This window comes from Micromonospora sp. NPDC018662 (assembly GCF_044391475.1).
GTDB lineage: Bacteria > Actinomycetota > Actinomycetes > Mycobacteriales > Micromonosporaceae > Micromonospora.
Genome location: NZ_JBISAC010000007.1, coordinates 131,739 through 152,607 on the forward strand (window position 1 = coordinate 131,739; position 20,869 = coordinate 152,607).

At 73.5% G+C, this 20,869-nt stretch carries 17 protein-coding genes and 1 tRNA gene; 7 read left to right on the forward strand and 11 right to left on the reverse strand.

All coding sequences use genetic code 11. The features are described 5' to 3' along the window. Positions 1–167 precede the first annotated feature (167 nt). The 3 genes from ACH495_RS20660 to ACH495_RS20670 form a co-directional block, all read right to left on the reverse strand. Positions 168–1,328 carry a branched-chain amino acid ABC transporter substrate-binding protein gene (locus ACH495_RS20660; protein WP_281936428.1) on the reverse strand — a complete coding sequence of 387 codons (1,161 nt, stop codon included), beginning with the start codon at positions 1,326–1,328 and terminating at the stop codon, positions 168–170. Positions 1,329–1,586: 258 nt separating this feature from the next. Continuing rightward, complete coding sequence (locus tag ACH495_RS20665) at positions 1,587–2,771, reverse strand: hypothetical protein (protein ID WP_396859348.1); 1,185 nt, start codon at positions 2,769–2,771, stop codon at positions 1,587–1,589. Between the two features lie 41 nt (positions 2,772–2,812). After that, the gene (locus tag ACH495_RS20670; protein WP_091059864.1) at positions 2,813–3,436 is read right to left on the reverse strand and encodes an ANTAR domain-containing response regulator; all 624 of its coding nucleotides are present in this window, start codon (positions 3,434–3,436) and stop codon (positions 2,813–2,815) included. Between the two features lie 81 nt (positions 3,437–3,517). Between ACH495_RS20670 and ACH495_RS20675 the strand changes: the two genes are divergently transcribed. Continuing rightward, positions 3,518–3,600, forward strand: a tRNA-Leu gene (locus tag ACH495_RS20675). Positions 3,601–3,647: 47 nt separating this feature from the next. After that, positions 3,648–4,382, forward strand: coding sequence for a transcriptional regulator (locus ACH495_RS20680; RefSeq protein ID WP_396859349.1), 735 nt, complete (start codon positions 3,648–3,650; stop codon positions 4,380–4,382). Positions 4,383–4,462: 80 nt separating this feature from the next. Here the strand turns inward: ACH495_RS20680 and ACH495_RS20685 are convergent, their stop codons facing one another. After that, positions 4,463–5,620, reverse strand: coding sequence for a trans-sulfuration enzyme family protein (locus tag ACH495_RS20685; protein ID WP_396859350.1), 1,158 nt, complete (start codon positions 5,618–5,620; stop codon positions 4,463–4,465). Positions 5,621–5,722: 102 nt separating this feature from the next. On the opposite strand from ACH495_RS20685, the gene ACH495_RS20690 reads away from it, so the two are divergent. Together ACH495_RS20690 and ACH495_RS20695 are read left to right on the forward strand one after the other, a co-directional pair. Continuing rightward, entirely contained in the window at positions 5,723–6,202 is a 480-nt protein-coding gene (locus ACH495_RS20690) for an Lrp/AsnC family transcriptional regulator (protein ID WP_281936438.1), read from the forward strand. Positions 6,203–6,263: 61 nt separating this feature from the next. Beyond that, on the forward strand, positions 6,264–7,259 hold the full coding sequence (locus ACH495_RS20695; protein WP_396859351.1) for an LLM class flavin-dependent oxidoreductase: 996 nt from the start codon (positions 6,264–6,266) through the stop codon (positions 7,257–7,259). Between the two features lie 172 nt (positions 7,260–7,431). Here ACH495_RS20695 and ACH495_RS20700 read toward each other — a convergent pair whose 3' ends face one another. The 7 genes from ACH495_RS20700 to trpS form a co-directional block, all read right to left on the reverse strand. Beyond that, entirely contained in the window at positions 7,432–9,678 is a 2,247-nt protein-coding gene (locus tag ACH495_RS20700; protein WP_396859352.1) for a cellulose binding domain-containing protein, read from the reverse strand. 370 nt (positions 9,679–10,048) lie between these two features. After that, positions 10,049–11,044 (reverse strand): sulfite exporter TauE/SafE family protein, encoded by a 996-nt coding sequence (locus tag ACH495_RS20705; protein WP_396859557.1) that lies wholly within the window; start codon positions 11,042–11,044, stop codon positions 10,049–10,051. A 157-nt stretch (positions 11,045–11,201) separates the two neighbouring features. Next, a complete protein-coding gene (locus ACH495_RS20710; RefSeq protein WP_396859353.1) occupies positions 11,202–11,672 on the reverse strand; it encodes an RrF2 family transcriptional regulator in 471 nt (156 codons plus the stop codon). 71 nt (positions 11,673–11,743) lie between these two features. Beyond that, entirely contained in the window at positions 11,744–12,613 is an 870-nt protein-coding gene (locus ACH495_RS20715) for an acyl-CoA thioesterase (protein ID WP_396859558.1), read from the reverse strand. Between the two features lie 70 nt (positions 12,614–12,683). After that, positions 12,684–14,132, reverse strand: coding sequence for a pyruvate kinase (pyk, locus tag ACH495_RS20720; protein ID WP_396859354.1), 1,449 nt, complete (start codon positions 14,130–14,132; stop codon positions 12,684–12,686). Positions 14,133–14,670: 538 nt separating this feature from the next. Beyond that, complete coding sequence (locus ACH495_RS20725; protein WP_091060178.1) at positions 14,671–15,036, reverse strand: YciI family protein; 366 nt, start codon at positions 15,034–15,036, stop codon at positions 14,671–14,673. Between the two features lie 154 nt (positions 15,037–15,190). Beyond that, complete coding sequence (gene trpS, locus ACH495_RS20730) at positions 15,191–16,306, reverse strand: tryptophan--tRNA ligase (protein WP_396859559.1); 1,116 nt, start codon at positions 16,304–16,306, stop codon at positions 15,191–15,193. Between the two features lie 205 nt (positions 16,307–16,511). On the opposite strand from trpS, the gene ACH495_RS20735 reads away from it, so the two are divergent. The 3 genes from ACH495_RS20735 to ACH495_RS20745 all read left to right on the forward strand — a co-directional run bounded on the left by ACH495_RS20735 (position 16,512) and on the right by ACH495_RS20745 (position 20,866). Then, complete coding sequence (locus tag ACH495_RS20735; protein WP_396859355.1) at positions 16,512–18,269, forward strand: PP2C family protein-serine/threonine phosphatase; 1,758 nt, start codon at positions 16,512–16,514, stop codon at positions 18,267–18,269. Positions 18,270–18,338: 69 nt separating this feature from the next. Then, complete coding sequence (locus tag ACH495_RS20740) at positions 18,339–19,205, forward strand: aldo/keto reductase (RefSeq protein WP_396859356.1); 867 nt, start codon at positions 18,339–18,341, stop codon at positions 19,203–19,205. A 68-nt stretch (positions 19,206–19,273) separates the two neighbouring features. Continuing rightward, the gene (locus ACH495_RS20745; protein WP_396859357.1) at positions 19,274–20,866 is read left to right on the forward strand and encodes a GMC family oxidoreductase; all 1,593 of its coding nucleotides are present in this window, start codon (positions 19,274–19,276) and stop codon (positions 20,864–20,866) included. Positions 20,867–20,869: the final 3 nt, after the last annotated feature.

The window sequence follows — 20,869 nt, forward strand, 5'->3', positions numbered from 1 at the left end:
CGGGGGGGGGTGTGTGGTATGGGGGCGCTGTTTTATATCTACGTGCGCTGGTGCCTTCCGGGCGGGGGGGGGGGGGGGTCATTTGCGGGGGGGGGGGGGGGGGCCCCCCCCCCCCCCCCCCCCCCCCGCGATTCACAACTCAATCGCCAGTCGCAGCGATCGACCGATCAGGACTTGGGGATCTCCTGGTCCGGGACGACCTTGCCGCCCTGCACCTTGAACGCCCAGACCTTGACCTGCGCCGGGTCCAGCTCGCCGCCCTCGACGAACTTGTAGCTGGCCGCCACGCCCTCGCCGCTGTAGCCCTTCACGAACTCCAGCAGGTCGGCGCGGGAGGACTTGCCGGCCTTGATGCCCGCCAGCAGGATGTTCGCCGCGTCGAACGCGGTGTCGCTGTAGGTGCCCGGGTCGGCGCCATTGAGCGCCTTGTAGTCGGCGGCGAAGGTGCCGCGCGCCTCGGTGGACGGCTGGCAGGGGCAGGTGAGGATGGTGCCCTCGGCAGCCGCCGCGCCGGCGGAGGTGATGTACGCGCCGTCGTTGACGCCGTCACCGGCGACCAGCGGGGCGGTGACGCCGGCAGCGGTGAGCTGCTTGCGGATCAGGCCGGCCTCCTGGTAGTAGCCACCGTAGAAGACCGCCTTGACGTTCGCGGCCTTGACCTTGGTGACCACGCCGGAGAACTCGGTCTGCTTGCCCTCGCCCTGAACCTTGTCGCTGCCCACGACCGCCGGGCCGAGCACCTTCTTGACCTCGTCGGCCAGGCCCGCGCCGTACGCCGACTGGTCGTCGATGACGTAGACCCGGTCGGCCTTCATCACGTTCTTCATGTAGTTGCCGGCGGCCGGGCCCTGGCTGAAGTCGTTGCCGACCGCGCGGAAGAACGTCTTCCAGCCCTGCTCGGCGAGGCTGGGCCGAGTCGCGGAGGGGGTGATGGTGACCAGGCCGGCCTCGCTGAACAGCGGGCCGGCGGCCTCCGACTCACCCGAGTAGGCCGGACCCACCACGCCGAGGATCTTGGCGTCGTCGATCGCCTTCTGGGCCAGACCGGGCGCCTGGTCCGGGCTGCCCTGCGAGTCGAGCTCGGCGAGCTCCACCTTGCAGTCGGCGTTCTCCTTGTTGTACTTGTCGACCGCCAGCTTGACGCCGTTCTTCTCGTTGATGCCCAGCGCGGCCGAGCTACCGGTCAGCGCGCCGAAGAAAGCGATCTTGCTCCCGCAGGCGCTGCCCCCGGACGCTTCGTCGTCGCTGCCGCTGGAACAAGCGGTACCACCGGCGACGAGCGCCAGCATGGCGACCCCGCCGATCACGCGTGCGAGCTTCTGCCTCAAGGCCCGAACCCTCCTCCGTCCATGGTCCGAACCACCCGCTGCTGATTGGCACTTGCGGGGGCGGACGAACCAGACCGTCGTCGCCGGTCTGGGCCGGGACGTTATCCCACCGGCCAGCGGTGGCGTAAGCCCCGGAAAGCGGGGTTGACCGAACCGTTACACGCCGTGGCGGATTCCCGACGCTTGCCGTAAGAACCGAAGGCGGCGCAAGGCGTTCACCGAGGTTTCATCGGTAACGGGTCAACCCGTCAGCACCCGCTACTCATCGACGGCCGGCAACGCCGCCCACCAGGCACGGGAGCTTTTTCCGTCGTCGGTGACCACCAGCAGGCCGCCATCGCCGGCGGCCACCGCCAGCGCGGCGTCCCCACGGTCCGGCACCGACGCCGGGGCGATCACCGGCCGCCACGACGCGCCACCGTCACCCGAGATCCACAGCCGCCGATCCGCGCCGTCCCCGGTCGCCGCGAGCAGCCGCCCGTCCGACGCCACCAGGCCCGCCACCGACAGCACCCCGGGGCCGGTCGCGCCGAACCCGCCCACCCGCCGCCAACCGTCCGGCGACCCCGCCGGCGCGCGCCACACCGCGAAGCCGTCCCGGACCGGACCCACCACTGTCGGCGCGCCGTCGCGCACCACCACCCGCTCCGCCGCCCCGCCGGCGTCGGCCGGCAGACCCGCCCGCCGCCACGTCCGGCCGTCCGCCGACGACCAGGCCAACGGTGCCAGGGCGGTGCCGCCGGCCGGCAGCAGCGACCCCACCACCAGCCAGCCGGAACCCACCGCCACCGCGTCGTACGCCGTCGTCCGGCCCCGGGCGTCGCCGGCCAGCTCCGGCACCCCCTCACGCAGCACGAACCCGCCGGCGTCCGACGACGACCACACCGCCGCCCCGTCCGCCCGCGCCCCGGCGATCAGCCAACCCCCCGGACCGGCCGCCAGCCGCGCCGCGCTCACCGCGCGCGGCCCGCCGAACAACTCGAACGCCGCCGGCACCTCCCGCACCGGCCCGCCCGGACGCCAGACCCACGTTCCGGTACGCGGATTGCCGTGCACGCCGCCCGTCTTCGCCCCGAGCGCCGCCATCCGATCGTCGCGGCAGGCAACCGCGTAGAGCACGTGCTGCCGGCCGTAGAACGTCTGCGCCCGCACCGGCAACGCCGACCAGGTCACGCCGTCCGAGCTGGACCAGGCCGCCGGCCGGGTCTCCCCCGCGCCGTCCACCAGCCCGCCGACCGCGTACCAGCGGTTCCCGCAGTGTGCCGCGTCGCGCAGCAGCGGCCGACCCGCGGGGCCCGGCGGCAGCGGCAGATCCACCGCCCGCCATGCCGGGCGCACCGGCGCCGGCGCGGCCGGCTCCTCCGGCGCCGACCGGCACGCGGCCAGCAGCACCGCGACACCGGCCACCACGACGACCACCGACCTCACGCGCGGAAGAGGCATGGATCCGATCCTATCGATCGGTCGCTCCCCCGCCCCGTGGGTCAGGAGGCGGGTTGCTGCGCCACCTCGCCGCCGGCGGTCTCCGCGAGGATCCGCTCGGCGACCTCCTTCATGGTCATCCGGTGGTCCATCGCGGTCCGCTGGATCCACTTGAAGGCCTGCGGCTCGGTCATGCCGTACGTCGTCATCAGCGCGCCCTTGGCCCGCTCGACGGTCTTGCGGATCTCCAGCCGGTCGGTCAGGCCAGCCACCTCCGCCTCCAGGGCGGAGATCTCCGAGTAGCGGGACAGCGCGATCTCCACGGCCGGCACCAGGTCGCTCTTCTGGAACGGCTTGACGAGGTATGCCATCGCGCCGGCCGCCCGGGCCCGCTCGACCAGGTCGCGCTGGCTGAACGCGGTCAGGATGATCACGGGGGCGATGCGCGCGCCGGCGATCCGCTCGGCGGCGGCCAGCCCGTCCATGATCGGCATCTTGATGTCGAGGATGACCAGATCGGGCTTGAGCTCCTCGGCGAGCTTGACGGCGGTCTCGCCGTCGCCTGCCTCGCCGACCACCTCGTAGCCCTCCTCGACCAGCATCTCGGCCAGGTCCAGCCGGATCAGCGCCTCGTCCTCGGCGATCAGAACGCGCTTGCGCTCGGCATCCGTCTGCATCTCGCCCACGAGCCACTCCCACCATCGATCTCGGCACGGTCACCACCCATGCTCCCGCATGAGCCTAGTCGGGTACAGTTACCCCACCCCGCCGGGATGGTGGAACGGCATACACGGAAGTCTCAAACACTTCTGCCCGAAAGGGCTTGCGGGTTCGAATCCCGCTCCCGGCACTTTTGTCATACACCTGTTCGAAGATGCTGCTGTGCATCCTCCCGAGATGCGGGCACGGGCCCGCGCCCTTCGTACCCGGGGTCACAACATCCGCTCGGTGGCCCGCAGCCTCTCCCTCCCCTACTCCACCGTGTGGCACTGGTGTGTCGACCGACCGGAACCGGCCGTCTTCGGCAGCGCGGTCCGATGCTTCCGCTGTCGGCCCGACCAGGAGAGTCCACCCGATGAGGCCGCCTACGCCTACCTGCTCGGGCTCTACCTGGGAGACGGTCATCTGGTCACCACCGACCGGACGCCGGTGCTCCGCATCTACTGTGCGGATGCCTGGCCGAACCTGATCGACCTGTGCGACGCCGCGATGCGCGCCGTCCTGGCCCACAAGGTGCAGCGCATCCAGAAGCGAGGTTGCGTCGCCGTGCAGAGCACCGCGCTTCACTGGCCGTGCCTGTTTCCCCAGCACGGGCCGGGCAAGAAGCACGAGCGCCCGATCGTCCTGGCCGACTGGCAACGCACCTTCGTCGAGGCGCACCCGGGTGACTTCCTGCGCGGGCTCTTCCACTCCGACGGCTGCCGCTTCGCCAACCGGGTCGTGGTCCGCGGGAAGGAGTACGTCTATCCCCGTTACATGTTCTCCAACCGCTCCACCGACATCATGGCGCTGTGCCAGTGGGCGCTCGACCTGCTCGGCATCGCCTGGCGGATGAACCTGCCGTGGTCGCTGTCGGTGGCCCGACGGGAGGCGATCGCCGCGCTGGACCGGCACGTCGGCCCCAAGTCCTGACCGGAGGGTCGGGCGGTGGCACGACACCGGCGGCAACCGGTCCGGCACGGCCGCTGCCGACGCCCGCGCCGGCGCCCGCCTCAGATCGCCGCGAGCGCCCGCGCCAGGTCGGCCCGCAGGTCCTCCGGGTCCTCCAGCCCGACCGAGACGCGCAGCAGCGCGCCGCCCGGCTTGGCGTCGCCCTCGACCGGCCGGTGCGTCAGCGACGCCGGGTGCTGGATCAGCGTGTCGACGCCGCCGAGCGAGACGGCGTGCGTGATCAGCTCGCAGGCGCCGGCGACCGTGGCCGCGGCGGGCGCGCCGCCGCGTACCTCGAACGCGAGGAGGCTGCCGCCGCCGGACATCTGGCGGCCGACCAGCCCGGCCGGGTCGTGCCGGGACGGGTGGTGGACCCGCTCGACGGCGGGGTGACCGGCCAGCCAGGCGGCGATCTTCTCGGCGCCGGCCTGCTGGGCGCGGACCCGCAGCGGGAGCGTCTGGAGGCCACGGTGCAGCAGGTACGCGCCGAGCGGGTGCAGGACGGCGCCGGTGACGGCGCGTACCTGGCGCAGCCGGGCGGCCCACTCGGGCGCGCAGGCGACGACGCCGGCGAGGACGTCGCCGTGGCCGCCGATGCTCTTGGTGGCGCTGTGCAGGACGAGCGCGGCGCCGTGCCGGGCGGGCTGCTGGAGGACGGGCGTGGCCACGGTGTTGTCGACGAGCAGCGGGACGTCGCCGGCGGCGGTGGCGAGCGCGGCGATGTCGACCAGGTCGAGCGTCGGGTTGGCCGGGGTCTCCACGACGACCAGCGCGGTGTCGGGGCGGATCGCGGCGGCGACGTCGCCCGCGCGTGCCCAGGTGACCTCGGTGCCGAGCAGGCCGGTGGCGAGGACGTGGTCGGTGCCACCGTAGAGCGGGCGGACGGCGACGACGTGGCGTTTTCCGTCGCGGGTGGCGGCGAGCACTGTTGCGGTGAGCGCGGCCATGCCGCTGGCGAACGCGACCGCCTCGGCGGTGCCTTCGAGCTGGGCGAGCGCGGTCTCGAAGCGGGCCACGGTGGGGTTCCAGAGCCGCTGGTAGACGGCGCTGCCGCCGGCCGGGAGCGGGTTGCCGGTGGCGAGCGTCTCGTAGTCGTCGCCGCCCCCGGCCACCGAGGGCAGCGGGTTGGTGGTGGAGAGGTCGATGGGCGGGACGTGGACGCCGAGCCCGGCGAGGTCGTCACGCCCGGCGTGCACGGCTGCGGTGTCCACGGCGGTCATGCCCGGAAGCGTCGAACATGACGACACATCAGGGCAATAGTAGCGAAGAAGATTCTGATGATCTCGCTTCCGTCCGGAGCTTCTTCGGTGAAGGATGACGGGATGCCTCTCGCACCGAATGATGTACGGCCGTTCTCCGCCCTCGACGACGTCGACCGCGCGATCCTCACCGAGCTGACCGCCGATGGTCGGCTGCCGAACAACGCGCTCGCCGAGCGGGTGGGGGTGGCGCCGTCGACGTGCCTGACGCGTACCCGGGCGTTGCGCGAGTGCGGGGCGATCCGCGGGTTCCACGCGGAGGTGGACCCGGCGGCGGTGGGCCTGCCGTTGCAGGCGTTGGTGTCGGTGCGGTTGACCGCGCACGAGCGGGCCGCGGTGGACGCGTTCCGGGCCCGGTCGGTGCGGCTGCCGGGGGTGGTGTCGGTGTTCCACGTGGCCGGCGCGGAGGACTACGTGCTGCACGTGCGGGCGGCGTCCGGGGACGCGTTGCGGGACTTCGTGCTCGACCACCTGGCCGTGGATCCGGCGGTGCAGCACACCCAGACCAGCCTGATCTTCGAGCAGGCCCGGGGTATGGGCTGACCCACCCGACGGAACAATTCCGGCACCGGACGGGTTGCAGCATGTCGTGATCGACGTACCGATGTCTGTCCTTGACCTTGCCCCGGTGGCCGCGACCGGCAACGCCGGTGAGGCGCTGCGGCACACCACCGAGCTGGCCCGCCGCACCGAGGAGCTGGGCTACCGCCGGTTCTGGGTGGCCGAGCACCACAACATGCCGGCGATCGCCAGTTCGGCGCCCGCGGTGCTGCTCGCGCACCTGGCCGCGAACACCCGCACGATCCGGCTGGGCTCGGGCGGGGTGATGCTGCCCAACCACGCGCCGCTGGTGGTGGCCGAGCAGTTCGGCACCCTGGAAGCGCTGCACCCGGGTCGGATCGACCTGGGCATCGGGCGGGCACCCGGCACCGACCAGGGGACGGCGCTGGCGTTGCGCCGCACCATGGAGGGCCTGTCCGCCGAGCACTTCCCGCGCGAGCTGGCCGACCTGATGAACTACTTCAGCGGTGCCGAGCCGGGCCCGATCACCGCGACGCCGGGGCGCGGGCAGTCGCCGCAGGTGTGGCTGCTCGGGTCGAGCGGCTTCAGCGCCCAGCTCGCCGGCCTGCTCGGGTTGCCGTTCTCGTTCGCGCACCACTTCAGTGCGCAGAACACGATCCCGGCGTTGCGGCTCTACCGGCAGCACTTCCGGCCGTCGCAGTGGCTGGACCGGCCGTACGCGATGGTGGCGGTCAACGCGGTCTGCGCGGACACCGACGAGCGGGCGGAGTGGCTGGCCGGGCCGGCCGGGTTGTCGTTCCTGAAGTTGCGGTCGGGGCGGCCGGAGCCGCTGGTCACGCCGGAGGAGGCGGCGGCCTACCCGTACTCGGAGCTGGAGCGGGAGTTCGTGGCGCAGCGCCGCGACGGTCAGGCGACCGGTTCGCCGGAGACGGTGGCCCGGCAGCTCGGGTCGCTGCTGGAGCGCACCGGCGCGGACGAGCTGATGCTGACCGCGATGGTCTACGACGTGGACGACCGGGTCCGCTCGTTCGAGTTGATCGCCGAGAAGGTGGCCGGTGGCCTGCGCCGGGAAGGCTGAAACACGCTCTTCATAGCGACGTCACCGCAGCGTCGCGTGGGACGCATAGCTTTGTCCCCGGTGGTGGTACGGCATTCCCGGTCGGGACGGGTCGGGAATGCTGCGGTGTGGTGCACCGGGTCGCCGGCTGAGCGGATTCCGCGGCCGGCGACCCGGTGCCTGCCTTTTGGGGTCAGCGCAGGTAGATGTTCGGCGCGGCCGGCGTGCTCATGCCGTCCCCGAGGTGGAAGCCCGGGTGCGGCGGCTGGTTGTAGGCGGTGTTCTGCCAGGCGACGGCGACCCGGTACTGCGGGTCGTGCATCAGCGTCGGCAGGCGCAGGCCGGTGGTGACCGGCGTGCTGTAGATCCGCAGCGCGGAGCTGTCGGCGGTACGCCAGACCACCTCCTCACGCCAGTCGCCGAGGATGTCGGCGGAGAGCGCCGGGGTCGACTTGGTGCTGTTGTTCGACGCGACGTTGCTGCCGGTGAGCAGCCGGGTCTCGCCGCCGGTGCCGTACTTGTCGATCTTCGTGCCGTCGAGCAGCTCGCGGACCGGGTCGCCGTCCCACCAGATCAGGAAGTTCGCCGACGACGGCTTCCGGCCGACGTTCTGCCCGCGCGTGTTGAGCAGGCCGTCGACCGCCGACGACCAGGACTCCGCGCCGGGGCTGCCGGCCCAGATGTCGTCGGAGACACCGCGGCCGTTGTCGCCGTTCGGCGCGGTCTGCCAGAGGAGCTGGCCGGTGCGCGCGTCGGCCATCCACGAGCTGGGCTTGCTGCCGTCCTCGTCGACCTTGAAGACCTCCAGGCCGGCGCGGGACGGGTCGAGGTCGCCGACGTGCAACGCGTCGCCGTGCCCGTTGCCGGTCGAGTAGAGCAGGCGGCCGTTGTCGTCGATGGTGGCCGCGCCGTAGACGATCTCCTGCCGGCCGTCGGTGTCCACGTCGGCGACGGAGAGCTGGTGGTTGCCCTGACCGGCGGCGGCGCCGTTGCCGGAGGCGTTGGAGTCGAACGTCCACCGCTTGCGCAGCGTGCCGTCGCGGAAGTCCCAGGCGGCGATCACCGCCCGGGTGTAGTAGCCGCGCGCCATGATCAGCGACGGGCGCTGCCCGTCCAGGTAGGCGGTGCCGGCCAGGAACCGGTCGACCCGGTTGCCGTACGAGTCGCCCCAGGACGAGACCGTGCCGCGCGGCGGGTCGTAGTCGACAGTGGACAGGGCCGCGCCGGTGCGCCCGTCGAACATGGTCAGGTACTCCGGGCCGGCCAGCACGTAGCCGCTGGAGTTGCGGTGGTCGGCCGAGGACGAGCCGATCACCTGGCCGGTGCCGGAGCGGGTGCCGTCGGCGGTCTTCATGGCCACCTCGGCGTCCCCGTCGCCGTCGTAGTCGTACACCTGGAACTGGGTGTAGTGGGCGCCGGCGCGGATGTTGCGGCCCAGGTCGATCCGCCACAGCCGGGCGCCGGTCAGGGTGTACGCGTCGACGTAGACGTTGCCGGTGTAGCCGGACTGCGAGTTGTCCTTGCTGTTGGACGGGTCCCACTTGAGCACGAACTCGTAGCGGCCGTCGCCGTCGAGGTCGCCCACGCTGGCGTCGTTGGCCGAGTAGGTGTACGCCTCGCCGCTCGGCGTGGTGCCCCCGGGCGGGGCCTGGATCGGCACGTCCAGGTAGCCGTTGGCGAACTGCAGCGCCGGGGCGGACGCCGCCTGCTCGGCGCCGTTCACCACGGCCCGCACGGTGTACGCGGACCCGGCCGCCGCGCCGCCGTCCAGGTAGGTGGTGGCGCCGGTGATCGGGCTGGCGTTGACCTTGGTGGCACCCCGGTAGAGGTTGAACGACACGCCCGAGGTCTCGGTGCCGAGCAGCCGCCAGGAGACCAGGTTCCCGCTGCCGGAGCGGACGCTGACCAGCCCCCGGTCGAGCTTCTCCATCTGCTTGGCGCCGGCCGGCGGCGTGGTCGGTGGCGGGGTGGTCGGCGGTGGCGTCGTCGGGCCGGGTGTGGTCGGCGTCGCGGTCGGGGGCGCGCCGGTGCAGACGGTGCCGTTGAGCGTGAACGCGGTCGGGGCCGGGTTGGTGGCGTTGTTCCACGAGGCGTTGAAGCCGAAGGCGGCGGTGCCGCCGGTGCCGATGGCCGCGTTGTAGCCGGCGTCGCGGGCGGTGACCTGGACGCCGGACTGGCTGACCGTGGCGTTCCATGCCTGGGTGACCTGCTGACCGGCGGTGAAGCTCCAGCCGAGCGTCCAGCCGTTGACCGGGTCGCCGAGGTTGGTCACGGTGACGTCGGCGCCGAAGCCGCCGCCCCACTGGTTGGTGATCCGGTAGTCGACCCGGCAGGCGGCGGCCGCCGCCGAGGCGGTGACGGTGGTGAGTACGCCGGCCGTCAGGGTGGCCGCCGAGGCCGCGGCGAGCAGTGCGAGCCGGCGTGCGGTGGTGTGGTGCACGGGGTTGCCTTTCGCGAAGGTCGGGCACGCGGCGACGCCGGCCTGCCCGGACCGGCGGAAGTGCACGCGCGCTGACGCGACGAGGACGCCGACGCATCGACGTCCATGATTAGGCTCCGCGCCCCGCCAGCGTAGCCACCGCCGCGCACCCCTCACAAGCACACCGCGCCCCGACAGCACCCCTCCCGTCGCCCGACCACGGAAAGTGACGTCTCGGTACGACAACTCGCGGAACGGCGATATACCCCTCAGGCATAAATATGACTGAGGGGTATATCGCGCGCAAGCACATCCACCCCGGCCGGCGACACACCGACGAAGGCGGCACGCGGGCCGGCCGGCTCCGCCGTTCGTCAGCGACGCGGGAGGCTCAGCCCTCGACGGCGGCGGCGAGCGGCCGGGGCTCCCCCGGCTCGGCCGACGGAGCCGAGGCGTCGGCCAACGCGGCCGGCGGGGCCGACAGGGTCGGCGGGGTCGAGGCGAGCGCCGCCTCGGCCGTGGCCCGGGCGCGGCGGGCACGACGCAGCGCCCGCACCGCCAGCACCAGGGCGGCCAGCCAGCCGGCGCCGAGCAGGGCGTAGACCAGGGCCGGCACCGGGCCGCCCAACTCGCCGGCGCGCAGCAGCGTGCGGGCGTTGGTCAGCACGATCACGCCGCCGATCACGGCGCCGAGCACCTGGGCCGGCACGATGCGGACCAGCCAGGCCGCGATCGGCGCGGCGATCAGGCCGCCGATCAGGAGCGCGGCGACGGTGGGCAGCAGGAAGCCCTCGGAGCCGAGGCCGATCAGGAAGCCGACGCTCGCCGCGCCGGCCACCACGAACTCGGAGGTGTCCACCGAGCCGATGACCTTGCGCGGCTCCATTCGGCCGGAGACCAGCAACGCCGGGGTGGCCACCGGGCCCCAGCCGCCACCGCCGGTGGCGTCGACGAAGCCGGCGACCAGCCCGAGCGGGGCCAGGAAACGGCTGCGCAGCCGGCCGGCGGCGCGGTTGGCGCGCAGCGGCCGGGAGAAGCGGATCAGCAGGTACGCGCCGAGGGTGAACAGGATGGCGGCCATCCACGGGGCGGCCGACTCGGTGGAGATGGAGCTCAGGAACGTGGCGCCGGCGAACGCACCGATCGCGCCGGGCAGCGCGATCCGGCCGACCACCTTCCAGTCGACGTTGCCGAAGCGCCAGTGCGACAGGCCGGCGGCGAGCGTGGTGCCGATCTCGGCGAGGTGCACCGAGGCGGAGGCCGCGGCCGGCGCGACGCCGGCGAAGAGCAGCAGCGTCGAGGACGTCAGCCCGTACGCCATGCCGAGCGCGCCGTCGACCAGTTGCGCGAGGAGCCCGACGAGGGCGAGGACCAGCAGCTTGCGCACGAGCGCCCCCTGACTTTTCGGCATCTCCTATCAACTTGGTCGACAATGCGGCACGGAGGCACCCCGGGTCAAGTCCTCCATCCGGTTGGTGAGACACGCCGGACGGCCCGTCGGGCGTGGTCCGCAGGCGACGGAGCCGAGGTGGGAGTGCGCGCCGTCAGCTCCAGGCGCGCGGATCGGCGGCCAGCTCGTTGACCCGGCCGGGCAACGTGCCGGCGGCCACGTCGGCGATCGTGACCAGCTCCAGGATCTCCCGCTCGCTGGCCCGCAACGCGATCCACACGTCCTGCAACGCGCGCGCCGGGCCCTGGTAGCCGAGTTGCTCCGGGCGTTGACCACGGACGTGCGCCAGCGGCCCGTCGATCACCCGGATCACCTCGGCCAGGGAGATCTCCCCGGCCGGACGGGCCAGCCAGTAACCCCCCTCGGGGCCACGCTGGGCGTGCACGATGCCACCGCGGCGGAGCTGGAGCAGGATGCTCTCCAGGAACTTCGGCGGGATGTCCTGCGAGCGGGCGATCTGCTCGGCGGTCACCGGCCGGCTCCGCCCGGCGGCCGTGCCCTCGGCGACCGAGGCCAGCTCGGCAGCCGCACGGAGGGCATAGTCGACCCGGGCGGAGAGGCGCATGCCGGCAAGGTTAGTCGCCTGTTCAGCCGCCCGGTCTTCCGACCCTCGGCCGAACGGTCACGGTTGCCCGTTCAGCCACCCACCCGACGCAGCAGCCCCTCCTGCACGGCGCTGGCGATGTGCCGGCCGTCGGTGGTGAACATCCGGCCGGTGGCCAGGCCCCGGGCGCCCGACGCGGACGGGCTCCAGCAGTCGTAGAGGAACCACTCGTCGGCCCGGAACGACCGGTGGAACCAGAGCGCGTGGTCGAGGCTCGCGCCGACCACACCGCCCGGCCCCCACACCTCACCGTGCACCGACAGCACCGAGTCGAGCAGCGTCAGGTCGGAGGCGTACGTCAGCGCGCAGGCGTGCAGCAGCGGATCGTCCGGCAGCTTGCCGTCGATGCGCATCCAGACCCGCTGGTGCGGCTCGGCCGGGCGGTCACCGGGGGGTACCCAGCCGGGCTCGCCGACGTACCGGACGTCGATCGGGCGCGGGATCTGGCCCCAGATGCCGAGCCGCTCCGGGTAGCGGGACAGCCGGTCGGTCATGGTGGGCACGTCGTCCGGGCCGGGCACGTCGGGCGGGAGCGGGGCGTGGTGGTCCAGCCCCTCCTCCGCCCGCTGGAACGACGCCGACATGAAGAAGATCGGCTTGTCGTGCTGCAACGCCACCGAGCGGCGCACCGAGAAGGACCGGCCGTCGCGGACGTTCTCCACCTGGTAGTCGATCGGCTCGGCCGGGTCGCCGGGCCGCACGAAGTAGCCGTGCAGCGAGTGCACGGCCCGCTCCGGGCCGACCGTGCGGCCGGCCGCCACCAGCGCCTGACCGGCGACCTGACCGCCGTAGACCCGCTGCGGGCCGACCGGCGGGCTCATCCCGCGGAAGGCCATCTCGCCGGTCTGCGCCAGGTCGAGCACCTCCAGGAGCTGGTCGACGGCGGCCTGCCCGGTCGCCACCGGAGCGTCACTCACCGCGCTGCCCCTGTTCGCGACTGCGGGGCTCGCAAGACCGGCTCACTCCTCGCGCTCACTGAAGCGCCCGGGCCGCCGCGGCGTCGACGAGCGAGCCGAGCTGGTGCACGCGCAGCGTGTTGGTGGAGCCGGGGGTGCCGGGCGGGCTGCCGGCCACGATCACCACGTAGTCGCCCGGGTTGGCCCGGTTCAGGCCCAGCAGCGCCTGGTCGACCTGGCGGAACATGTCGTCGGTGTGCTGCACGAACGGCATCAGGAACGTCTCCACGCCCCAGCAGAGCGCGAGCTGGTTGCGCACCTCCGGCACCGGCGTGAACGCCAGCAGCGGCAGGTCGCAGTGCAGCCGGCTGAGCCGCTTGACCGTGTCGCCGGTCTGCGAGAACGCGACCATGGCCTTGGCGCCGATGGCGCGGGCGATCGACGACGCGGCGACGGTGAGCGCGCCGCCGTGCGTACGCGGGTCGTGCTGGAGCCGGGGCACGGCGATCGAGCCGGCCTCGGTGGTGGTGATGATCTTCGCCATGGTGCTGACGGTGAGCACCGGGTACTTGCCGACGCTGGTCTCGCCGGAGAGCATCACCGCGTCCGCGCCGTCGAGCACGGCGTTGGCCACGTCGGAGGCCTCGGCGCGGGTCGGGCGCGAGTTCTCGATCATCGAGTCGAGCATCTGGGTGGCCACGATGACCGGCTTGGCGTTCTCCCGGCAGAGCTGCACGGCGCGCTTCTGCACCAGCGGGACCTGGTCCAGCGGCAGTTCCACGCCGAGGTCGCCGCGGGCGACCATGACGCCGTCGAAGGCGAGCACGATCGCCTCCAGGTGGTCGACCGCCTCCGGCTTCTCGACCTTGGCCAGCACCGGGCGGCGGACACCCTCCTCGTCCATGATCGCGTGGACGAGCTTGATGTCCTCCGGCGAGCGGACGAAGGAGAGCGCCACCAGGTCGACGCCGAGGCCGAGGGCGAAGCGCAGGTCCTCGGCGTCCTTGTCGGACATGGCCGGGACGCTGACCGCCACGTTCGGCAGCGAGACGCCCTTGTTGTTGGAGACCGGACCGCCCTCGGTGACCAGGCAGCGGATGTCGTTGCCGGTGACGTCGCTGACCTCGACCGCGACCCGGCCGTCGTCGATCAGCAGCCGGTCGCCCGGCTTCACCTCCTGCGGCAGCTTGCGGTAGGTGCAGGAGACCCGCTCCTTGGTGCCGACGATCTCGTCGCTGGTGATCACCACGGAGTCGCCGGTGCGCCACTCGTGCGGCCCGTCGGCGAACCGGCCGAGCCGGATCTTGGGGCCCTGGAGGTCGGCGAGCACGGCGACCGGCTGCCCGGCGGCCTCGGCCGCCTCCCGGACCATCCGGCAGACCGACTCGTGGTCGGCGTGAGCGCCGTGGCTGAAGTTGAGCCTCGCCACGTTCATGCCGGCCTCGACGAGCCCCCGGATGCGCTCCGGGGACGAGGTGGCGGGGCCGAGAGTGCAGACGATCTTCGCGCGGCGTGTCACGCCCATCAGGCTAGTCTCTCCTCCGGATCGGCCTCCCGGCCGACCCCTTGCGGACTGCGGAACAGTTGTCCAACGACGCGCGAAGAACCGCGCGGGCGGGCGGTAGGCGTACCGCACCGGAACGTCGTGTGGCGGGCATCGGCGACCGCGCGGCGGAAATCGTACCGCCCGCCGTCACCGCTCGGCGCGGGGTACGGGCCGGCCGGCCGGCGGCAGCGTGGGCACGGCCGAGAACGGGCCACCCTGGCGCAGCGCCCCGGCCGGCCCAGTCGTGTCCGCCGGCCCGCACCGGCAGCGGCAGCGGCAGCGGCAGCGGCAGCGGCAGCGGCAGCGGCAGCGGCAGCGGCAGCGGCAGGGTGGCAGCGCCGGGCGAGGGGGACCGCCGGGGCGACCTCGTCGGCGTCGCGGACGCGGGCCACCAGCGCGGAGGTCGCGGCCGGCACGCCGTTCCAGAGGCGTACGGCGTCCGGTAGGCCGGCGTCGACGGGGCGAGCAGGCGGGCGCCGAGCGCCGGGCGGCCCGCCGTCGCCCGCGCGGCAGTGCCTCAGCTCTCGGTCTTGACCAGCGGGAACTCCAGCGAGCCGGCCGGGCAGAGGAAGGTGAGCACCTCCACCCGGTAGAGCCCGGCCTGCACCGCCGGGTCGGCCTCCATGACGCTGCGCACGTCGTCCACCGAGCCGGTCCGGGCCAGCCCGAAGCCGATCGGCGGGTCCGGTTCCCGGGCCGGGCCGTCCACCGAGCCGTCGACCAGCACGATGCCGCGCCGCTGCAACGCCTGCATGTGCCGGAGGTGCTCGGACTGCAACCGCTGCACGGTCTCCTCCGGCAGTGCCCGGCCGGAGGGCCCCGGGTAGAGCACGATGCACTCGTAGGTGTCCAACGCGAAGTCGAGCCGGGGCGTGGCGCCCATGCGCACCTCCTGACCGCCGTCGCAACCAGCCTCGCACGGGCCCGCGTCACCGCGCGGCCGCTCGTCCCAACTCCCCCGGACCGTCGCCCGGTTACCGCCCCGTCGGGGCGTTCGTCCCGCAGTGGTCAGCCTCCCGACGGGCCCTTCCCGAGGCTCAGTAGACCATCCCCATGGCCTCGCGGACCTCGGCCAGCGTGGCGTCGCCGACCTCGTTGGCCCGACGGTTGCCCTCGGCCAGGATCGACCGCAGGTAGCCCTCGTCGGCCGCCAGCTCCGCGCGCCGGCTGCGGATCGGGGCCAGCCGTTCGTTGACCGCCTCGGTGACCACGGCCTTCAGCCCCGCGGCGCCGGTGCCGGCCAGTTCGTCGGCCAGGGCCTCCGGCGACCGGCCGGTGCTGAGCGCGGCGAGCAACAGCAGGTTGGCCACCTCGGGACGACGCTGCGGATCCCAGGTGATGGTCCGTTCGCTGTCCGTGACGGCCCGGCGGATCAGCTTGGCCGTGACGTCGGCGCTCATCGCCAGCTCGATCGCGTTGCCCCGGGACTTGCTCATCTTCTGCCCGTCCACGCCGAGGATGTTCACCGCCTCGGAGAGCAGGGCGTCCGGCCGGGGGAACACGGCGTGCCGCCTGTCGGCCCGGCCGTAGATCTCGTCGAACCGGCGGGCGACCACCCGGGTCTGCTCGACGTGCGGCAACTGGTCCTTGCCCACCGGCACCAGGTTGGCCTTGCAGAACAGGATGTCGGCGGCCTGGTGCACCGGGTAGGTCAGCATCAGCCCGGACATGGGCCGGCCGTTCGTCGCCGCGAGCTCCGCCTTCACCGTGGGGTTACGGCGCAGCTCGGCGTCGGTGACCAGGGCGAGGAACGGCAGCATCAACTGGTTGAGCGCCGGCACTGCGGAGTGGGTGAAGATGGTGCAGCGGCGCGGGTCGAGCCCCACGGCCAGGTAGTCGGTGACCAGCGACAGGACCCGCTCGCCCACCGGGCCGACCGCGTCCCGGTCGGTGATCACCTGATAGTCGGCGATGATGACGAAGGTCTCCACCCCCGCGTCCTGCAACCGCACCCGGTTCTCGAGCGAGCCGAAGAGGTGACCGACGTGCAACCGGCCGGTGGGCCGGTCGCCGGTCAGCACCCGGAACCGGGACGGATCGTCGCGCAACTTCTGCTCGATCGCCAGCGACCGCTTCCGGGCGGCCGCGAAGGAGGCGTTGTCCGGACCGCCGTCGGCCGGATCGTCCGGGCCCGCCGCAGGCGGTGGAGCCATCAGCGAGCTGTCCTGCGCAGCGTGCATGAAACGGCAAGCCTCTCTCGTCACCGACGGCCGGGCGCGCCGTCCGTCCCTTTCGTACCGGAGATTGTAGGGGTTCGATCGACTGTCGGACCGTACGGCGTGACGAGCGGTCGCGGCGGCGAGCCGCTGGTACGTTTCCGGGTACTGCCGACGCCCACGCCCGAGCGGGAGGTCCCGGGTGAGCATCACCGGACCCGGCGACGCCCGGTGGCCGGACGTCCTCGCCGCCGGCGACGAACGCCGCGGGTGGCTGCTCGCCGAGCTGGACGCCGCCCGCGCCGAGCTGCGGCTGTTCCGGGCCCGGTCGGAGCAGGCGCTACGGCGGGCGGAGGCGCTCGCCCGGCTGGCCGGGGCGCTCAGCTCGGCCCGGGGCCGGGACGCCATCGTCGAAGTGGTGACCACGGTGGCCCCGGCCGTGGTGGACGCCGCCGCCCTGCGGGTGGCGATCGCCCTGCCCGGCCGGACCGTGCTCGACGTGGCCGGCGCCGGCACGCCGCCCGAGCGGCTGCCGGTCGACGCCGACGCCCCGCTGGCCCGGGCGGTACGCGACAACGCGGCGCTGGCGCTGGCCGACGACCTGGGCACCGGCGTCTGCCTGCCGCTGCGGGACGGCGACGGCGGCGCGCTCGGCGCCCTGGAGGTGCGCTGGGCCGGCCGGACCGACGACGACGAGTCGCTGCGCAGCCTGCTCGACGCGGTCGCCGCGCTGTGCGGCCAGGCGCTGCAACGGGCCGAACTGACCGGGTCGGCGCAGGCGATGGCCGGGTTCGCGGCCCGGTTGAGCATGACCCGTTCCACCGCCGAGGCGATCGAGGTGATCCTGGACGCCGCCACCACCGCGTTCGGCGCGGAACTGCCCGGGCTGGCCATGCGGGACGAGGGCCGCCGGGTCCGGCTCTGGTACCACGACGACGTGCCGGGCGAGCTGGCCGCCACGTTCCGCGACCTGACCGTCGACGATCCGCGCCCGATCGTCCGCGCGCTGCACCACGGGGAACGCATCGTGCTGCGCGACCGCGCCGACTTCGCCACCCGGTTCCCCGGCCTGCCCGACCCGGTCGGCCGGCACGGCATGGTGACCACCGTGGCGCTGCCGCTGTTCGGCGCGGACCGCCGCCCGATCGCCGCGCTGGGCTTCGGCTGGCGGCGGGAGCGTCCGCTGCGCGACAGCGACCTGGCGCTGCTGGACACCGTCGCCGACCTGTGCGAGCAGACGTTGGAGCGGGTCCGGTTGGCCGCCGCCGAGCACAACCTGGTGACCCGGTTGGCCGGCCGGCTGCGCAGCTCGGCCCTGGCCGCCCCCGAGGGCCTGGCGGTCGCCACCCGCTACCGGCCGGCGATGAGCGGCCTGCACCTGGGCGGCGACTGGTACGACCTGGTCCGGCAGGACGGCGACCGGCTGGCCGTGGTGGTCGGCGACGTGGTCGGGCACCAGGTCGAGGCCGCCGCCGACATGGCCCAGCTCCGTACCGTGCTGAACACGCTGATCCGGTTGGGCGTGCCGCTGGAGGAGGTGTTCCTCCGGCTCACCGAGCTGCTCGGCGTCGGGTTCCTGGGCACCTGCCTGATCGTGGTGGTCGATCCGGCGGCCCGCGCGGCGCACGTGGCCCGGGCCGGGCACCCGCATCCGGTGGTGCTGCCGGCCGGGCAGCCGCCGCGCACCGTGCAGACCGCGAACGCGATGCCGCTGGGCATGGTCGACCGGCCGATGACCGTCACCACTGTCGCGTTCCGTCCCGGGGACGTGCTGGTCGCGTACACCGACGGGCTGGTGGAGCGGCGCGGCCGGCCGTACGACGAGGGCGTCGCGGCGCTGCACCGGGCGCTGGCCGCGGTGCGGGACGAGCCGGTGGAGGTGATCGCGGACGCGCTCCTGCGCGACCTGGCCGGCTCGGAGGACGACCAGGCGCTGGTGGTGCTGCGACACCTCGGCTGAGCAGGCTTCGGCCGCGCGGTTCGGGGAATGTCCTCCGGTCGGAGGACCACCCACCTGAGGAGGACCGTGATGGCCACCAGCAACCAGCCCGCCAAGGCGTCGGGCAGCTACCGGATCGGCGGTGACCTGCGGGTCGACCGCCTCGGCTACGGGGCGATGCAGCTCACCGGCCCGGGTGTCTGGGGCGACCCGAAGGACCCGGCGGAGGCGGTGCGGGTGCTGCGCCGCGCGTACGAGCTGGGGGTCACGTTCATCGACACCGCCGACTCGTACGGGCCGTTCGTCAGCGAACTGCTGATCAAGGAGGCGCTGCACCCGTACGCCGACGACCTGGTGATCGCGACGAAGGCCGGGCTGACCCGCTCCGGCCCGGGTGACTGGCGGCCGGTGGGCCGGCCGGAATACCTGCGCCAACAGTGCGAGCTGAGCCTGCGCCACCTGGGCCTGGAGTCGATCCCGCTCTACCAGCTGCACCGGATCGACGAGCAGGTGCCGCTCGCCGACCAGCTCGGCGAGCTGGCGCTGCTCAAGCAGGAGGGCAAGATCCGGCACATCGGGCTCTCCGAGGTGACGGTGGAGCAGATCGAGGCGGCGCGGGCGGTCACGCCGGTCGTGTCCGTGCAGAACCTCTACAACCTGGCCGACCGCAGCGCCGAGGACGTGCTGACCCACTGCGAGCGCAACGATCTCGCGTTCATCCCCTGGTTCCCGATCGCCACCGGCAACCTGGCCCGGCCGGGCGGTCCGCTGGACGCCATCTCCACCGCGCACGGCGCCAGCCCCGCGCAGCTCGCCCTGGCGTGGCTGTTGCGCCGGTCGCCGGTGATGCTGCCGATTCCGGGTACGTCGTCGGTGGCGCACCTGGAGGAGAACGTCGCGGCGGCCGAGGTGGAGCTGACCGACGACGAGTACGAGGCGCTGGCGAAGGCCGCCTGAAACCCGACACTTGCCATCCGTGATCGAGAAACTACTGTCAGAAGGATTCTCGCGAGTGGGGGTCCCCAGTGGTGGAGTTCGATTACGTCGTCGTGGGCGCCGGCGCGGCCGGATGCGTGCTGGCCGGCCGGCTGACCGAGGACCCGGGCACCCGGGTGCTGCTGATCGAGGCGGGCGGCTGGGACCGTAGCCCGTTCGTCCGGGTGCCCAAGGCGTTCTCCCGGCTGATGGACGACCCACGCACCGCCTGGCACTACCCGGCGACGACCGGCCCGGGCCGGCGGGAGACCTGGCAGCGCGGCCGGATGATCGGCGGCTCGACGTCCGTCAACGGCATGATCTGGAGTCGCGGCGCGGCCCGGGACTGGGCCGCGCTGGCGCCGCTGGGCTGGGGTTGGTCGACCATGCGGCAGGTGTTCCAGCGGCTGGAGGACCATCCGTTGGGGCCGGCCCCGCACCGGGGCGTCGGCGGGCCGGTGCGGCTCTCCGTCGCCACCGGCACCGACCCGCTCGCCGAGGAGATGGTGGCGACCGGCGCCGAGCTGGGCTGGCGGCCGGTGGACGACCTGGACGCCGACGACGACGAACGGATCGGCTACCCGACCGCGACCATCCACGGTGGCCGCCGGGTCAGCGCCGCCGACGCGTTCCTGCATCCGGCGCGGCGCCGCCCCAACCTGACCGTCGTGGTCGACGCCGTGGTGCTGCGCGTGCTGGTCGAGGGCGGCCGGGCGGTCGGCGTACGGGTGGCGCACCGCGGTCGGGAGGTCGAGCACCGGGCGGCCGGCGAGGTGATCCTCGCCGCCGGCGCGTTGGCCACCCCGGCGCTGTTGCAGGTCTCCGGCATCGGGCCGGCCGACACGCTGCGCGCCGCCGGCGTGTCGGTGCTGCTCGACCGTCCCCGGGTGGGCGCCGGCCTGCGGGAGCACCGGTCGATCGCGTTGCAGTACCGGCTCGCCGAGCCAGGCGGCTACAACGCCCGGCTCGCGAGCCCGCTCGGGCAGGCCGGCGCGACGCTGCGCTGGCTGTTCACCCGGGGCGGGCCGCTGGCGCTGCCGGTGCTCGACGTCGCGGCGCACGTCAAGTCCCGGCCGGATCTCGACCGCCCGGACGGCCACCTGCTGATGGCGCCGTTCTCGGCCGCCCCGCCCCGCCCCGGCCGGGCGCTGGAGCTGGAACGCGAGCCGGGCGTGATGTGCCTGGGCACGGTGACCCGACCGGACAGCGAGGGCCACCTCACGGTCACCGACGCCGACCCGCGCACCCCGCCGGCGATCGTGGCGAACTACCTGGCCACCGAGCACGACCGGCGGGCGGCGGTGGACCTGTTCCGCCGGATGCGGGAGTTCTTCGCCACCGGGCCGATCGCCAAGCGGCTCCAGGCCGAGACGGTGCCCGGCCTGGCGACGCGGACCGACGAGGAGATCGTCGAGGCGGCGGTGGCGCACGGCTACTGCGGCTACCACGCGGTCGGCACCTGCGCCATGGGCGCGGACGACGCGCACGTGGTCGACCCCGAGCTGCGGGTACGCGGTGTCGACGGGCTGCGGGTGGTGGACGCGTCGGTGCTGCCGGCGATGGTGGCGGGCTGGACCAGCGCGCCGGTGACGGCGCTGGCCTGGCGGGCCGCCGACCTGATCCGGGGCCGCGCGCAGGGGTGAGCG

Coding starts and splice junctions, on each gene's coding strand:
- ACH495_RS20690 (WP_281936438.1), top strand. CDS start 5,723: ATGCCTCTCGCACCGAATGATGTACGGCCGTTCTCCGCCCTCGACGAC.
- ACH495_RS20685 (WP_396859350.1), bottom strand. CDS start 5,620: ATGACCGCCGTGGACACCGCAGCCGTGCACGCCGGGCGTGACGACCTC.
- pyk (WP_396859354.1), bottom strand. CDS start 14,132: ATGGGCGTGACACGCCGCGCGAAGATCGTCTGCACTCTCGGCCCCGCC.
- ACH495_RS20710 (WP_396859353.1), bottom strand. CDS start 11,672: ATGCGCCTCTCCGCCCGGGTCGACTATGCCCTCCGTGCGGCTGCCGAG.
- ACH495_RS20665 (WP_396859348.1), bottom strand. CDS start 2,771: ATGCCTCTTCCGCGCGTGAGGTCGGTGGTCGTCGTGGTGGCCGGTGTC.
- trpS (WP_396859559.1), bottom strand. CDS start 16,306: ATGGCTCCACCGCCTGCGGCGGGCCCGGACGATCCGGCCGACGGCGGT.
- ACH495_RS20740 (WP_396859356.1), top strand. CDS start 18,339: ATGGCCACCAGCAACCAGCCCGCCAAGGCGTCGGGCAGCTACCGGATC.
- ACH495_RS20680 (WP_396859349.1), top strand. CDS start 3,648: ATGCGGGCACGGGCCCGCGCCCTTCGTACCCGGGGTCACAACATCCGC.
- ACH495_RS20695 (WP_396859351.1), top strand. CDS start 6,264: ATGTCTGTCCTTGACCTTGCCCCGGTGGCCGCGACCGGCAACGCCGGT.
- ACH495_RS20725 (WP_091060178.1), bottom strand. CDS start 15,036: ATGGGCGCCACGCCCCGGCTCGACTTCGCGTTGGACACCTACGAGTGC.